This is a genomic window from Herbaspirillum sp. Sphag64 (genome assembly GCF_014192645.1).
Classification (GTDB): Bacteria; Pseudomonadota; Gammaproteobacteria; order Burkholderiales; family Burkholderiaceae_D; genus Herbaspirillum.
Genome location: NZ_JACHYE010000004.1, coordinates 201,811 through 217,296 on the forward strand (window position 1 = coordinate 201,811; position 15,486 = coordinate 217,296).

The 15,486-nt window shown below is 56.3% G+C and carries 14 protein-coding genes; 7 read left to right on the forward strand and 7 right to left on the reverse strand.

Features of this window, described 5'->3' with window-relative positions; genetic code table 11:
- Positions 1 to 39: 39 nt before the first annotated feature.
- On the forward strand, positions 40 to 1,254 hold the full coding sequence (gene chrA / locus FHW66_RS09625) for a chromate efflux transporter (protein WP_183379559.1): 1,215 nt from the start codon (positions 40 to 42) through the stop codon (positions 1,252 to 1,254).
- A 1-nt stretch (position 1,255) separates the two neighbouring features.
- Here the strand turns inward: chrA and FHW66_RS09630 are convergent, their stop codons facing one another.
- Together FHW66_RS09630 and leuB are read right to left on the reverse strand one after the other, a co-directional pair.
- Entirely contained in the window at positions 1,256 to 1,708 is a 453-nt protein-coding gene (locus FHW66_RS09630) for a GNAT family N-acetyltransferase (protein WP_183379560.1), read from the reverse strand.
- 26 nt (positions 1,709 to 1,734) lie between these two features.
- Positions 1,735 to 2,811, reverse strand: coding sequence for a 3-isopropylmalate dehydrogenase (gene leuB, locus FHW66_RS09635; protein WP_183379652.1), 1,077 nt, complete (start codon positions 2,809 to 2,811; stop codon positions 1,735 to 1,737).
- Between the two features lie 194 nt (positions 2,812 to 3,005).
- On the opposite strand from leuB, the gene FHW66_RS09640 reads away from it, so the two are divergent.
- From FHW66_RS09640 to FHW66_RS09660, 5 genes are all read left to right on the forward strand, one after another.
- Complete coding sequence (locus FHW66_RS09640; protein WP_183379561.1) at positions 3,006 to 4,901, forward strand: ABC transporter permease; 1,896 nt, start codon at positions 3,006 to 3,008, stop codon at positions 4,899 to 4,901.
- On the forward strand, positions 4,898 to 5,716 hold the full coding sequence (locus FHW66_RS09645; RefSeq protein WP_183379562.1) for an ABC transporter ATP-binding protein: 819 nt from the start codon (positions 4,898 to 4,900) through the stop codon (positions 5,714 to 5,716). The genes FHW66_RS09640 and FHW66_RS09645 overlap by 4 nt, the downstream gene beginning before the upstream one ends.
- Positions 5,713 to 6,438 carry an ABC transporter ATP-binding protein gene (locus tag FHW66_RS09650; protein WP_183379563.1) on the forward strand — a complete coding sequence of 242 codons (726 nt, stop codon included), beginning with the start codon at positions 5,713 to 5,715 and terminating at the stop codon, positions 6,436 to 6,438. Before FHW66_RS09645 ends, FHW66_RS09650 begins: the two co-directional genes overlap by 4 nt.
- Positions 6,439 to 6,889: 451 nt before the next feature.
- On the forward strand, positions 6,890 to 9,586 hold the full coding sequence (mdeB, locus tag FHW66_RS09655) for an alpha-ketoglutarate dehydrogenase (RefSeq protein ID WP_183379564.1): 2,697 nt from the start codon (positions 6,890 to 6,892) through the stop codon (positions 9,584 to 9,586).
- Between the two features lie 99 nt (positions 9,587 to 9,685).
- On the forward strand, positions 9,686 to 10,444 hold the full coding sequence (locus FHW66_RS09660; RefSeq protein ID WP_183379565.1) for an SDR family oxidoreductase: 759 nt from the start codon (positions 9,686 to 9,688) through the stop codon (positions 10,442 to 10,444).
- A gap of 66 nt (positions 10,445 to 10,510) precedes the next feature.
- Here the strand turns inward: FHW66_RS09660 and FHW66_RS09665 are convergent, their stop codons facing one another.
- From FHW66_RS09665 to FHW66_RS09675, 3 genes are all read right to left on the reverse strand, one after another.
- Entirely contained in the window at positions 10,511 to 11,110 is a 600-nt protein-coding gene (locus FHW66_RS09665) for a UbiX family flavin prenyltransferase (protein WP_183379566.1), read from the reverse strand.
- Between the two features lie 7 nt (positions 11,111 to 11,117).
- Entirely contained in the window at positions 11,118 to 11,432 is a 315-nt protein-coding gene (gene grxD, locus FHW66_RS09670; RefSeq protein ID WP_183379567.1) for a Grx4 family monothiol glutaredoxin, read from the reverse strand.
- A gap of 96 nt (positions 11,433 to 11,528) precedes the next feature.
- Positions 11,529 to 12,404 carry a helix-turn-helix domain-containing protein gene (locus FHW66_RS09675; RefSeq protein WP_183379568.1) on the reverse strand — a complete coding sequence of 292 codons (876 nt, stop codon included), beginning with the start codon at positions 12,402 to 12,404 and terminating at the stop codon, positions 11,529 to 11,531.
- Positions 12,405 to 12,550: 146 nt separating this feature from the next.
- Here FHW66_RS09675 and FHW66_RS09680 point away from each other — a divergent pair, with 146 nt between their 5' ends.
- Complete coding sequence (locus FHW66_RS09680) at positions 12,551 to 13,447, forward strand: DMT family transporter (protein ID WP_183379569.1); 897 nt, start codon at positions 12,551 to 12,553, stop codon at positions 13,445 to 13,447.
- Between the two features lie 80 nt (positions 13,448 to 13,527).
- On the opposite strand, the gene hpf is transcribed toward FHW66_RS09680, so the two are convergent.
- Entirely contained in the window at positions 13,528 to 13,881 is a 354-nt protein-coding gene (hpf, locus tag FHW66_RS09685; protein WP_183379570.1) for a ribosome hibernation-promoting factor, HPF/YfiA family, read from the reverse strand.
- Between the two features lie 105 nt (positions 13,882 to 13,986).
- Positions 13,987 to 15,465 carry an RNA polymerase factor sigma-54 gene (locus tag FHW66_RS09690; protein WP_183379571.1) on the reverse strand — a complete coding sequence of 493 codons (1,479 nt, stop codon included), beginning with the start codon at positions 15,463 to 15,465 and terminating at the stop codon, positions 13,987 to 13,989.
- Positions 15,466 to 15,486 lie beyond the last annotated feature (21 nt).

The window sequence follows — 15,486 nt, forward strand, 5'->3', positions numbered from 1 at the left end:
AAAAGGCCGGTTCGGCCACCGCAGAGAGGTATTTCGCGTATGACACGCTGCAGTCAAATTGACGAGCTGGCTCGGCTCTTCTTCATCTTTCTCAAGCTGGGTTGCACGTCGTTTGGCGGACCAGTCGCGCATCTTGGCTACTTCCGTCAGGAATTCGTGGTCACGCGCCGCTGGTTCGATGAACAGGCCTATAGCGACATGGTCGCGCTATGCCAGTTTCTGCCTGGTCCTGCCAGTAGCCAGGTCGGCATGGCCATCGGTATGCAGCGTGCCGGAATAGCCGGGGCGATGGTCAGCTTTGCTGGATTCACCCTGCCATCGGCATTGCTACTGGTGCTTTTTGCACTGGGACTGCACGACGTCGCCGCACACTGGGGAAGTGGCTGGCTGCATGGCCTTAAGATTGTCGCAGTCGCGGTGGTGGCACAGGCATTGTGGGGCATGGGCAAGAGCATGGCGCCCGATGCCCGGCGTGCCAGCATTGCAGTTGCCGCCGCGGTGATGGTCACCGTCATGCCGTCACCATCGGCACAGATTGTGGTGATCATGTTGGCCGCAGGAGCAGGCATCCTCCTGCTTGATACATCGATACGATCGCCATCCTCCGAGGAGCGGGCGGTGGTGCCATCCGACCGAATGCATGGGCGATTTGTTGGCCTGCTCTACCTGTTGTTGTTTCTGGTGTTACTGGCGTTATTGCCGGTAGTGGCGGAGAAGTCAGGTAGCTATTTGCTGCATCTGATGAGCGGCTTCTATCGAAGTGGTGCCCTGGTGTTTGGCGGCGGACATGTGGTCTTGCCGTTGTTGCAGGCACTGGTTGTGCCGCCCGGCTGGGTTTCCAACGATAACTTCCTGGCTGGTTATGGTGCCGTGCAAGCTGTTCCGGGGCCGTTGTTTACGTTTGCCGCCTATCTCGGCGCGATGTCGACGCAGAATCCCAATAGCTGGCTGGGTGCGCTAATGGCGACGCTGGCCATTTTTCTACCGGGTTTTTTGCTGGTGGCTGCGGCCATGCCATGGTGGCACTCACTGCGGCATGCACTCAGGATGCGACGTGCCATGCTGGGTGTCAACGCCGCTGTGCTCGGCATCCTGGTGAGTGCTTTCTATCAACCGGTCTGGACCAGTGCCATCCATACGCCCACTGATTTTTGTCTAGGCTTACTTGCCTTGCTGTTGCTGGTCTGGTGGAAATGCCCACCATGGCTGGTCGTACTGCTCAGTGCGCTAGCAGGAGGGTGGTTGGCGACTTGATTCATACCGCGGCAGGCGCGCGGATGACGAAAGCGTTCTTGTCGTGACAATCAAATCCTGCCGCGACATAGAACGCGGTCGTGCCAGGGTCCTTGCGGCTGGTTGCCAGCATGACCTTGTAGCAGCCCTGTGACAAACCAAAAGCCACCGCTGCCTGTAGCACGGCCTTGCCATAGCCGTGACCACGATGGTCATGATCGGTGACGACGTTCTCAATCAAGCCAAATGGACTACCACCGCGCGTCAGGTTGGGGATAATGGTGATATTGCAGGTAGCGACCAGCGCGTCATCGACATAGACTCCCCATGTGCGATGACGGGGATTGTTCAGTAACTCCTGCCAGATTGCTTGCAGTTCTGCCATCGGCGGCAAAGGCGCATCGGCGGGATGCAGTTGCGCATACAAGGCCAGCAGGGCCGGCAATTCGGAAGGGGCTAACTGGCGAATATCCATGACTGATGCTGATGGCTGAAAAATCGTTAGTGTAATACCTCCAGCACCAGATCGCCCATCCGCGAACAGGAGATGATGTTGTCACCCTTGCTGGCAATATCCGCCGTACGCCAGCCGTTTTTCAGTACCTGTCGGACGGCGGATTCGATTCGCTGCGCCGCGTTTTTCTGACCAAGACTGTGCCGCAGCATCATGGCAACCGACATGATCGTTGCCAGCGGATTGGCCATGTCCTTGCCAGCAATCGTTGGTGCCGATCCATGCCCCGGCTCATACAGGCCTTGTCCACGCTCGTTGAGTGATGCCGTCGCCAGCATGCCGATGGAGCCAGTCAGCATGGCTGCCTCGTCTGAAAGGATGTCGCCGAACAGATTGGCGGTCACGATGACATCAAACTGACGCGGGTCACGTACCAGTTGCATGGCCACGTTATCAACGTAGAGATGCGTAAGCGTCACATCCGGATAGTGCAGACCAACCTCGGTAAATATGGTGCGCCACAGCTCACTGGTTTCCAGCACATTGGCCTTGTCGACCGAACACAGTGACTTGCGTGGCCGGCTAGCAGCAAAGCGGAAGGCAAAATGGGCAATCCGGCTGATCTCCGATTCGCTGTAGCACATGGTATTGAAGGCATGCCGTTGGCCATCGTCATGCCGACCGATCGCGCGCGGCTGGCCGAAATAAACATCGCCGACCTGCTCACGGATGAGCATGATGTCGAGATCCCTGACGATCTCGGCTTTCAGCGGCGAAGCATCAATGAGCTCCGGAAACAATACCGCCGGCCTCAGGTTGGCAAACAGCGCGAGGTCCTGCCGGATCGCCAGCAAGCCACTTTCGGGGCGCATTGGACGTGGCAACTGGTCGTATTGTGGCCCGCCTACTGCACCCAGCAAAATCGCATCGGCCTGTTGGCACAACTGGCGTGTCTGCGGCGGATAAGGGCTGCCATGCTGGTCGTAGGCAGCGCCACCGATGGATGCTTCTTCCAATGTGATCGGTAATCCTTCCTGTTTGAAAACGTCGAGTACGCGTACCGCCTGACGCACAATTTCCGGACCGATGCCGTCGCCCGGCAAGATGGCAATGTTCATGAGCAGATTTCCTGAAGTAATGTCTGCTGCCGATCATAGACAGCCGTGCAACCACTAACAAGGCAGGTAACGATACGGGTATACAAACTACTACCCTGACTGAATGCGTGCATTGCCTAACACGTAATGACAGTACCCCCGGTATACTTCGCTCTGTTCGCGCAGACGCGCTCACGGCCGTGATGGCCAGCATTGTTCCCATGACACTATCGAGTCTCCTCGCTCAACTGATGAATGGTCTCGCCGAGGCCTCTACGCTATTTCTCGTGGCGGCAGGTCTGTCGCTGATTTTTGGTGTGACGCGGATCGTCAATTTTGCCCATGGCTCGTTTCACATGCTGGGCATTTATCTGGCCTATACCCTGGTCGCGCACCTTGGTGGCGGCCCGTGGGGTTTCTGGGGCGCGATTGGGTTGGCAGCGCTCACCGTGGCTGTGTTAGGGGCAGTGGTAGAGGTATTGATATTGCGACGCTTGTATGGTGCACCGGAGTTACTGCAGTTACTGGCGACCTTTGCGCTCGTGCTGGTGATCAAAGATGCGAGCCTGTGGTTATGGGGGGCCGAAGATCTGTTTGGGCCACGTGCGCCGGGCTTGGCCGGGGCGGTAATGATCGCCGGACAGCGGCTGGGGCAATATGATCTGCTCTTGATTGTCATCGGACCATTGATTCTGGCCCTGATGTCGCTCCTGCTCAATCGCACGCGCTGGGGAACGCTGATCCGGGCGGCAACCCAGGACCGGGAAATGCTGGCGGCATTGGGTGTCAATCAGGCCTGGCTGTTTACCAGTGTGTTTGCGCTCGGATGCTTGCTGGCTGGGCTTGGTGGCGCGTTGCAGTCGCCGCGTGTACCGGCCACGCTGTCGCTGGATCTGGATACGATCGGCAATGCTTTCGTGGTCGTGGTGGTGGGTGGTATGGGTTCGCTCAATGGTGCGTTTCTGGCGGCGCTGCTGATTGCTGGAGTCAAGGCACTGTGCGTTGCTCTTGGGACAGTGACACTGGGAGACACCACGATCGTATTTTCCAAGCTGACTCTGGTGGTGGAGTTTCTGGTGATGGCCATTGTTCTAGTCTGGCGCCCCTGGGGATTATGTGGCAAGCCGCAGTCAACGCAACGCAGCCGGGTTGATCTTGATCCACCCTTGCATGCAGCAAGCCGCTGGCAGTGCCATGGTGGCGTGCTGTTGCTGCTACTGTTGATCGCCGCACCCTTGTTGTCGCCGCAGTTTCCTTATCTGACGGTATTACTGGTAGAAATCCTGATTGCCATTCTGTTCGCGGTCAGCCTGCACTTCATCATGGGGCCCGGTGGCATGCATTCGTTTGGTCACGCGGCGTATTTTGGCGCGGGCGCTTACGCTGCTGCGCTGCTGTTGATCCGGCTACATCAGCCAATGCTGGTCGCGTTGGCAATGGGGCCGCTGTTTGGCGCACTGGCAGCCCTATTATTTGGCTGGTTCTGCGTGCGCTTGTCAGGTGTGTATCTGGCGATGTTGACGCTCGCGTTTGCCCAGATCACCTGGGCTGTCGTTTTTCAGTGGGATGACGTGACCGGTGGCAGCAATGGCTTGATCGGTATCTGGCCGGATGATTGGGCCGCCTCACCAGTGGTGTTCTACTATCTGGCGCTGGGCATGAGCGTAGCGGGTGTGCTGCTACTGCGACGCGTCGTGTTTGCACCGTTCGGCTTAGCACTGCGTGCAACGCGTGACGCCGCGATGCGGGCCGAGACAATTGGCATTGACGGGCGGCGCACGCAATGGCTGGCATTCATTCTGGCTGGTGCGGTGTGTGGTCTGGCAGGGGCCTTGTTTGCTTTCTCAAAGGGCAGCATTTCCCCTGATGCAGTGAGCATCGGGCGTTCAGTCGATGGTCTTGTGATGGTCATGCTGGGCGGCGTACAAAGTCTGCTGGGGCCAGTTGTCGGTGCCGCATTATTTACCTGGTTGCAGGATCTGATTGCGCGCGAGACCGATTATTGGCGTGCATTGCTAGGGCTGACGATACTGGCGCTGGTCATGCTGTTTCCGGACGGGCTGGCGGGTGGTTTCACCAGACTATTTCAGCGCGCTATCAGGCGGGAGACGTCATGAATCAAGAAACTCCGCAACTTCAGCAACCTCAGCCTAGCCTGCTGCAATTGCGCCATCTCAAAAAATCTTATGGAGGTGTTCAGGCGCTCGACGATGTTTCTTTCGACCTGCCTGCCGGTCAGTTACTGGCCTTGCTTGGGCCCAATGGCGCTGGCAAGTCGACCTGTTTCAATATCATCAATGGTCAGACCCGTGCTGATGCCGGCGAGGTCTTGCTGGCGGGCCGGAACATTGCTGGGCTTTCGCCGAGGCAGATCTGGGGGCTGGGCGTTGGTCGCACCTTTCAGGTCGCCACGACATTCGGCAGCATGACCGTGCTGGAGAATGTATTGACCGCGCTGTTGTCGCATCAGCGCAAGAGTTGGCATCTGTGGCGACCTGCTGCCACTGCTGCGGTCTATGCCGCAGCACGCGACGAGGCCATGTTGCTGCTGGGCGAGGTTGGTATGGCTGAACAGGCCGGCAGAGCTAGCAGTGCATTGGCCTATGGCGATGTCAAACGACTTGAACTAGCGATGGCATTGGCGCATCGGCCGCGTCTGCTGTTGATGGACGAACCGACCGCCGGCATGGCCACTGCCGAGCGTCATGCCTTGATGGCATTGACCCGTCGACTGGTCGACGAGCGCGAACTGGCGGTGCTGTTTACCGAGCACAGCATGGATGTCGTGTTTGCCTTCGCCGATCACATGGTGGTGCTGGCGCGTGGCAAGCAGATTGCCAGTGGTGACGGAGAGACCATCCGCCGGGATCCGCTGGTGCAGCAGGTATATTTTGGCAGTGGTAAAACATTTGCCGCAGCAGGCGACCTATGAATAAGCATCTTGCAGCCCCATTGTTGCAGGTTCGAGCCCTGCATGCGTTTTATGGCCGGGCACAGGTACTCTTTGATCTGAATCTCGAGGTGCAGCGTGGCGAAGTGGTGGCCTTGCTCGGGCGTAACGGTGCGGGAAAATCGACCACCATGAAAGCCATCATGGGTTTGCTGGCAGGGTCACAAGGGCAGATCATCTTCCGTGATCAGGACATCGGACGGCTCAAGGCGCACCAGATTGCCCGTCTCGGAATGGCTTATGTTCCTGAGGACCGTCGGATCTTTACCGAACTCAGTGTCGTACAAAATCTCGACCTCGGGCGTCAGCCAGTGCGTGTTGATGCCGTGCACTGGACGCCAGAAAAGCTGTTTGCCCTGTTCCCCACTCTGGGCGACATGCCGCGTCGTCCAGGCGGGCAGATGAGTGGTGGCGAGCAGCAGATGCTGACGGTAGCCCGCAGCCTGATGGGCAACCCCTATCTGATCCTGCTGGATGAACCCTCCGAAGGGGTTGCGCCGGTCATCGTCGAGCAGATGGCTGAAATGATCTTGCAATTGAAACGCGCTGGTATGGCTGTATTGCTGTCGGAGCAGAACCTGCATTTTGCGGCGCTGGTCAGTGATCGTGCCTGTGTGATTGAAAGTGGCCATTTGCGCTATCAGGGATCGATGCAGCAATTGTTGAACGAACCTGCCGTACAACAAGCCTACCTGGCGTTGTGAGGCGTATCCTCTCAAAATTTCCCTATGGAAATGAAGCGCTGTAGTTGCATGTTCACATATCAGGAAAACTCCTATATCGACAAGCCGAGCTGTGGCAGACAATTCACTCATCAACAGTTTCAAGTGAATTACCGGTAATGCAGTACGGCAAGTTTGTGTAGTGGGGTGAGCGAGTGAGGTGCAGTGTGCGCAAGCAAGGCCTTACAGCCGATGTGACGAGCATCGGCGCACTTTAAGCGGTTTGCAATTTATTGCAGACCGCTTTTTTTTGTACTCCTATTATCTCGTTTGACGACATGCCATCCAACGCCGCAGGATTTTGTTCTTCCAGAGCTCTATTTTGACGTATTTCCTTCTCCACAAACGTGTTTGCTGACCTGCTTTCAGTGACCCATTCCTGAGGATCGGGCGTAAAGTATGTCGATCAAAAAAATAGAAGGAGAACGTGGCTATGTCATCCAGCGCAGGCATTGGACAAGAGATTGATCTCGATGCACAAGAGACCCAAGAATGGCTGCAAGCGCTGCAAAGCGTGTTGCAGGAAGTCGGCCCTGAACGGGCGCGTTTCCTGCTGTCACGTCTGAGCGCGGCGGCCCAGCAATGGGGTGTCAACTGGCGTGATGCACGTAATACGCCCTATATCAACACGGTACGCGTTGAGCAGGAGCCACCATTCCCTGGCGGTTCTGACGCTCAGGTCATGGAAGAGCATCTGGCGTCAATCATGCGCTGGAATGCGCTGGCGATGGTAGTGCGCGCCAACCGCGCCTATGGCGAACTGGGCGGTCACATCGCCAGCTATGCGTCGGCAGCGGATCTGTTTGAGGTTGGTTTCAATCATTTTTTCCGTGCGCGCGATCAGCAAACCGAGGGTGGCTTTGCGGGCGATCTGGTCTACTTTCAGCCGCATTCTGCACCGGGTATTTATGCACGGGCTTTCCTCGAAGGTGCCCTGAGCGAACAGGATCTGGATTTTTATCGACGCGAGATTGAAGCAAAAAAACGCGGGCAACAAGGGTTGTCTTCCTATCCGCATCCCTGGCTGATGCCCAATTTCTGGCAGTTTCCTACCGGGTCCATGGGCATTGGTCCGATCAATGCGATTTATCAGGCACGCTTCCTGCGCTATCTGGAGCATCGGGGTTTGTTGCCGGACCAGGGACGCAAGGTGTGGGGCGTGTTTGGTGATGGTGAAATGGATGAACCTGAGTCATTGGCGGCACTCAGCCTGGCTGCACGTGAAAAACTCGACAATCTGATCTTCGTGGTCAACTGCAACCTGCAGCGACTCGATGGTCCGGTGCGTGGCAACGGTCATATTGTCGATGAGCTGGAAACCCTGTTTGCAGGTGCTGGCTGGAATGTCATCAAGCTGCTCTGGGGCTCCGACTGGGACAGCCTGTTTGCACGCGACGCCGATGGCGCTTTGATGGATGCTCTCAATCGCACGGTAGATGGCCAGTTGCAGACTTTTGCTGCCAATGATGGGGCCTTCAACCGCGAGCATTTCTTTGGACAGAATGCGGCTACGCGCAAGATTGCCGCTACCCTGACCGACGAAGAGATTAACCGGCTGCGGCGCGGTGGTCACGACATGAAGAAAATTCATGCCGCTTATCATGCCGCTGCCGGTCATCAAGGTCAGCCGACCGTGATTCTGGCGCAGACCAAAAAGGGTTACGGTATGGGCGCTGCAGGGGAAGGAAAGATGACTACGCACCAGCAAAAGAAGCTCGATGAAGACGCCTTGATTGCATTCCGTAATCGTTTCAAATTACCGCTGAGCGATGAGCAATGTACCAATCTGGCTTTCTACAAGCCTGCCGCTGACAGCGCCGAGATGCGCCACCTGCTGGCGCGACGTGCGGCGCTGGGCGGTTATATGCCACGTCGCACGACCACTCATCAGCCGCTGACGGTGCCGCCGCTGGAGACCCATGCGCGCTTCGCACTGGAGGCTCAGGGGCGTGAAATGTCCAGCACCATGGCACTGGTACGGATACTTGGCAGCCTGCTCAAGGATCCGGCGCTGGGTAGCCATGTCGTGCCTATCGTCGCTGATGAAGCGCGTACCTTTGGCATGGCCAATCTGTTCCGGCAGGTTGGTATTTACTCTTCGCAAGGGCAGTTGTACGAACCGGAGGATATCGGTTCCATCCTCTATTATCGCGAAGCCAAAGACGGACAGATTCTGGAGGAGGGAATCACTGAAGCCGGTGCAATCTCTTCCTGGACCGCAGCAGCGACCAGTTATGCCGTGCATGGTTTGCCGATGCTGCCGTTCTACATTTATTACTCGATGTTTGGCTTCCAGCGCATCGGTGACCTGATCTGGGCCGCTGCGGATCAACGTGCCCGGGGTTTCCTGATCGGTGCCACCTCAGGGCGCACCACGCTTGGTGGTGAAGGCTTGCAGCATCAGGATGGCAGCAGTCACATCATGGCCGCCGGCATCCCCAATTGCGTTGCCTATGATCCTGCCTATGCCTATGAACTGGCGATCATCGTCGATGAGGGCATGCGCCGCATGCTGGAACGTAATGAAGATGTCTTCTATTACCTGACCGTTACCAACGAAAACGAAATCCAGCCCAATCTGCCGGGTGATCCACAGTTGCGCGAAGGTGTTCTGCGCGGCATGTACTGCCTGCAAACACAAGCAGCTGCGCAGGTACGTCTGCTGGCAGCGGGCCCCTTGCTCAAGGAAGCACTGGCGGCAGCACAACTGTTGCAGTCGAATTTTGGTATCTGCGCTGAAGTCTGGAGTGTCACCAGCTTCACCGAGCTGGCACGCGATGGCATTGCGGCAGATCGCGCCAATCGTCTGATGCCAGGCAGCCACGCACCAGCATACGTGCGTAGCCAACTGGAGCAGAGTACGGCACCGGTCATTGCGGTGAGTGACTATGTACGCAGTCTGCCAGAGAGTATTCGCGCCTACGTGCCGGCAACGTTTGTCACGCTCGGGACCGATGGTTTTGGTCGTAGTGATACGCGTGCCAATCTGCGCGATTTCTTTGAAGTGGACGCGCGCTGGATTGCCTACACGGCCGTGACCGAAGTCTGGCCGGGTGATGCTGCGCACTGGCAGCAGGCGGCTGTTACGCTTGGTATTGATCTGGATAAACCCTTGCCAAGCACTGTTTAGTATCGAGTATCACAGGTGCTGCTGGTATAGTAAAACCTTCTGCGGGACGTCAAGTTCACTGAATCTGGCTCACGGAAACCAGCTCAAGGAGAAGAGTAGATGGCAGCACCGAAACGCATTGCATTGGTCACCGGCGCCGGCTCTGGCATTGGTCGCCATATTGCACTGGCGCTATTGCGCGATGGCTATGGCGTTGCACTCGCCGGCCGGCGTCGTGCTGCGCTTGACGATACTGTACAGGCGGCCGCTGAGTTCGGCGCGAATGCGCTGGTTGTTACCGCCGATGTCAGTGATCCTGCTTCAGTAAGCAGCTTGTTTGAGGAGACCGCTTCGCATTTCGGACGACTTGATCTGTTGTTCAATAATGCCGGTGTATTTGCGCCGCCGACCTCAATTGAGGAGCTCAGTCTCGAACATTGGAAGGCAGCGGTCGACATTAACCTGACGGGCGCTTTTCTATGCACGCAGGCGGCCTTCCGTATCATGAAGCAGCAATCGCCGCATGGTGGTCGCATCATCAACAACGGTTCGATTTCCGCGCATGTGCCGCGGCCATTCTCGGCAGCCTATACGGCGACCAAGCATGCCATTACCGGGCTTACCAAATCGACTTCGCTGGATGGACGGCGCTACGATATTGCTTGTGGTCAGATTGATATCGGCAATGCGTCGACCGATATGACCGAGTTGATGAAGAAAGGAATCCTGCAGGCCGATGGCTCGACCCAGGTTGAGCCAACCATGGATGTGGCGCATGTCGCCAAGGCAGTGCTGTATATGGATAGCCTGCCGCTGGATGCCAACGTGCAATTCATGACGGTGATGGCGACCAAGATGCCGTTTATCGGTCGCGGCTAAGCAGGTAAGGCTCGGTGCAGTAACAGGCGTCAGTCGGGCAGCAATCACCTGACTGGCTTCGCTGGCCTAATTGGCGGGATGCTTCATGCCATTCCAGCGTGGCGTCAATGCATGCTCAATGGCAAACAGATCCAGCACACGACCCACGGTGTGGTCGATCATTTCCTGAATGGATTGCGGCCGCTGGTAAAAGCCGGGCAGTGGCGGGAAGATGATGCCGCCCATTTCGGTGACGGCGGTCATGTTGCGCAGATGCGCCAGATTGAACGGTGTTTCGCGCACCATCAGTACCAGCCGACGGCGCTCCTTGAGCACCACATCGGCGGCACGTGTGATCAGATTGTCGGACAAGCCGTTGGCTACCGCTGCCAGTGTCTTCATGGAGCAGGGCGCAACGATCATGCCGCTGGAGGCAAATGAGCCGCTGGCAATCGAGGCGCCAACATCACGTACCGGATGTACGACATCCGCCAGCGCTTCGACATCCTTGCGTTTCATGTCGAGTTCCTGATGCAGATTCAGCACGCCCGCTTCGGAGATCAGCAGATGGGTTTCGACTGGGGTCTCACGCAACACCTGCAGCAGGCGCACGCCATACGCCACACCGGTTGCACCGGTGATGGCGATGATCAGACGAGTAGGAGATGCTGTCGGTACGCTCGACATGCGCGACTTATTCTGCCTTGAACAGGGTTTGCAGTTCACCCGATTCGTACATCTCGCTCATGATGTCAGAGCCGCCGATGAATTCGCCTTTGACATACAGTTGCGGGATGGTTGGCCAGTTGGAGTATTCCTTGATGCCTTGACGTACGTCAGCACTTTCCAGCACGTTGACGGTCACGATATTCTCAGCGCCGCTGGCCTTGAGCAACTGGATAGCCTTGCCCGAAAAGCCACATTGTGGAAACTGCGCGGTCCCTTTCATGAACAGCACGACAGGGTTTTGGGTAACGGTTTCCTTGATCCAGGATTGCACATCGCTCATGACACTACCTTCAAAAAGTTCTCAATCTCGACATTATAGGGAAAAGCGCGTTCTTGCGTTGGATCGCAGTCCAAGCTTCAGCGACGATTCGCGTCCTTAATTACTTGCCCAGTGCCGGTATTGACTCGGGGTAACACCATAGGCTGCACGGAAACGATTGACCAGATGACTGGCGTTGGAGAAGCCGCAGGCGGCGGCCACATCGGCCAGCGGCAACCGGGTATCGCTCAATGTCTGGCGCGCCCGTTCCAGACGGCGCCGACAGATCCAGGCATGTGGCGCAAAGCCGAGTGACGACTTGAACATGCGCGCGAAATGATATTCCGACAAGCCCAGCTCCTGCGCCAGTGCTGCGACCGTGAGCGGCGAGTCAAGGTGGGCTTCGATCATTTCCAGTGCGCCGCGTCGTTGTCGTGGTGCAAGACCACCTTTGGCGATGATCTGCTGCGGACGAGCGGTCTGGGTCATGATCAGGTGCGCCAGCACTTCATGCGCCAACGCATGGCCGCTGAGTTTGCCGTCCTGCAAGCTCCAGTCAAGCGCGATGAACTGCTGGCATAACTGCGCCAGCACCGGGTCATCGATATAGGTACGCTCCAGCAATTGGCGCTCACGGGGCTCGCAATCGAGCAATTGCACCGTAAAGTCGGCAAACAAGGCTTCGGAAAAATACAAATGCAGAAAGCGGATTTCACCACCGATCAACCAATCGGACTCGTGCTGCGCCGGCAAGATGCAGAATTTACCAGGCGCACCGCGTAAGCTAGGTTGATTGCGGCGGCAGATATCGAAGCCACCAGCCAGGTAAAACGACAGGGTATGGTGCCCAGGACGCAGATAGTGAGTATTTTCCAGATGTTGCCGATGCCACAATGTTGCTTTCAGTTCATCATTGAACATGGTCGAGCTCATCTGGGTGGCACGCGTGTGCGTAAGTGTGTCAAAAATGGGACGTGGCGCAGAGCCGAGCATGACAATGATCCTTATTGAACAGCAGAAAGCTTACTACTGCGGCGCAGGTTTTGGCTGACCGCAATCATAAAAAGCGCAGAAATCTGCAATCACGATGACGGTATTGCAACGACACTGTCCGTTCGATTTTCTGCGCCGGAGCAACCATGAATATTCTGCTATATCTCACCACCGTATTGATCTGGGGAAGTACCTGGATTGCCATCAAATGGCAGCAGGGCCCGGTACCGATTTCCCAGTCGATTGCTTACCGTTTCTTGCTCGCTGCGGCGATCCTGTTTGCCATCCTGCTTTGGAAGAAGCAGGTGCGCGTGCCGCGCGGAGAAGCTCGTAAATTGATATTGGCGCAAGGACTGTGTCTGTTTTGCTGTAATTTTCTGTGCTTCTACTTCGCCAGCCGTACGCTGCCTAGCGGTTTGATTGCAGTGGTGTTTTCCATGGCGGCACTTTGGAATGCGCTGTTTGCCCGTATTTTTTTCAAACGCAGCATTGCGCCGCAGGTGCTGGCCGGAGGTGGCTTGGGATTGGTTGGTATCCTGACCATGTTCTGGCCGGAAATCGCACATCATGATGCCGACGGCGGAACGCTGATCGGTCTCGGTCTATCCTTGCTAGGTACCTTGTGTTTTTCAACCGGCAATCTGCTCTCCAGCCGGCTTCAGTCGCTCGGGCTGAAACCACTGGAAACCAATGCCTGGGCGATGTTGTGTGGCGCCGTCATTTTGCTGATCATCAGTTTGGCACAAGGGGCACCCATGACGATGGATTTTTCGCTGCGCTATCAGGGAGCCTTGTGGTATCTGGCCGTGTTTGGCTCGGTCATTGGCTTTACCGCCTATCTGATGCTGGTCGGACGCTGGGGGCCGGAGCGTGCGGCGTATTGCACAGTATTATTCCCGGTTGTCGCGCTCAATATTTCCGTCCTGTTTGAAGGATATCGCTGGACACCGGCTGCGCTGGCGGGGCTGGTACTGGTGCTTGCGGGCAATGTTCTGGTATTTCATCGTCCTGCCAGTCGCAACAAAGCTGTCTTGCAGTCGTGATTGATGGCAGAACGGTAAACAAGAAAGGGCGCTCATGCGCCCTTTTTTCTGTGGCGGTCACTGCCGCCGGTTAAGGATGATCACGTGGCCGATGCGGAGGTAAATTCTTCCGGCAAACGCTTTGCCATCGAGTGATGATTTTGTACCTGATCCTTATGCTTGATGACCTGGCGGTCCAGCTTGTCGATCAAGGCATCAATTGCCGCATAGAGATCGTGCGCGATGCTTTCGACATGTAGATCCTTACCCTTTATATGAACATTGATTTCCGCTTTTTGACGTTTTTCTTTTTCTGTCAATTTGTCCACGCTCAAAATCACGCTGATATCGATGACATGATCAAAGTGACGCTTGATGCGTTCCAGTTTGTTTTGCACGTATTCGCGGATGGCGGGGGTCAAATCGAGGTGATGGCCACTAATGGTCAGATTCATACAGCACTCCTATCGTAAGATTGCTGGCGGTTCCAGCGCAAGCTTCGGTTGGTTCTGGAACTTGACACAAGAACACAGCAACAGGTGCAGTTACTACAGAAAAACTTAAAGAGATTTGCGGAGATTGACTGGGGGAATTTTCAGCACTTCGCGATACTTTGCGACTGTCCTGCGTGCAACCACCATGCCTTGTTCTGCCAACATATCTGCAATCTTGCTATCAGAAAGGGGACTCTTGGGATCTTCTGCTCCTATCAGTTGTTTGATGAGAGCCCGTATTGCTGTGGAAGATGCTTCACCGCCTGCTTCCGTTGCGACGTGGCTGCCGAAGAAGTACTTCAACTCAAACATGCCATGCGGCGTCAGCATGTATTTCTGAGTTGTCACGCGAGAGATTGTGCTCTCGTGTAGACCCAGTGTATCAGCAATTTCGCGCAGCACAAGGGGTCTCATGGCGACTGCACCATGCGAGAAAAAGTTACGTTGTCTCTCTACTATCGCCTGTGCAACACGCAGGATCGTATCGAAGCGTTGGCGCATATTCTTGATCAACCACTTGGCTTCCTGCAACTGTGAGCCAAGCGAGCCGTCTCCCTTGGATTGCTTCAAGGCATTGGCGTACATGGCGTTTACGCGCAGTCGCGGCATGACGTCGTGATTAAGGAGTACCTGCCAGCCATCCTTTGTTGCTTTGACAATCACATCCGGCACCACATAGTCAGCCGCACCCGACGAGAATGCCGAGCCGGGATGAGGGTCACAGCGACGGATGACTGCCTGCGCCTCGCGCAGGTCTTCATCATCACAGCCGATTGCCTTCCTGATCTTGTTGAAATCCCGTTGTGCAAACAAGGACAGGTAATCTTCAACGATGGTCAGAGCCAGTCGCCGCGTGACAAACGGCACTTTGTCGAGTCGTTTGACCTGCAGCGCCAGACTCTCCGAGGCGCTACGCGCACCGACGCCTGCTGGCTCAAAGCTCTGCAGCAGTTTCAATGCAATCGAGAGTTCATCGATGTCAATTTCCAGCTCGTGCGGCAGTCGGCCATGAATCTCTTCGAGTGACTCTTCCAGATAGCCTTGTTCATCGAGCGCATCAATCAAGAGCTCAACCAGTGCCCGGTCGCGCAAGCTACGAATCGTTAGACGCGCCTGTTCCAGCAGGTGCTCGCGCAAGGTGACGTTATGGGCTTCCAGCTGTGGCCGTGCATCTTCATCGTCGCTGGATTTGCCGCTGCGGGCAACGTCGTCAAAGCTCCATTCCGCATCACCGCTGCCTTGCTCATCGCCACCCAGGGCTTCGCTGCCATCTGGGCTTTCGGCTTCACCCGGGCTGCTGCTGACAACCGTATCGGCCGCTTCTGCCTGCGTGGCAGGCGTGCCGCTGATGGCACCATCAGCCAGCAGCCGCACCGAATTGTCGAGCGCGTCATCAAGCCGTTCCAGCAACGGATTGTCAGAGAGAATCTGTTCCAGTTCCTGATGCAGCTCCAGTGTCGACAATTGCAGCAAGCGTATCGACTGCTGCAATTGCGGCGTCAATGCCAGATGCTGCGACGTGCGTAACTGAAGCGATTGTTTCATTGAGTTATCTGTACCTTGCCG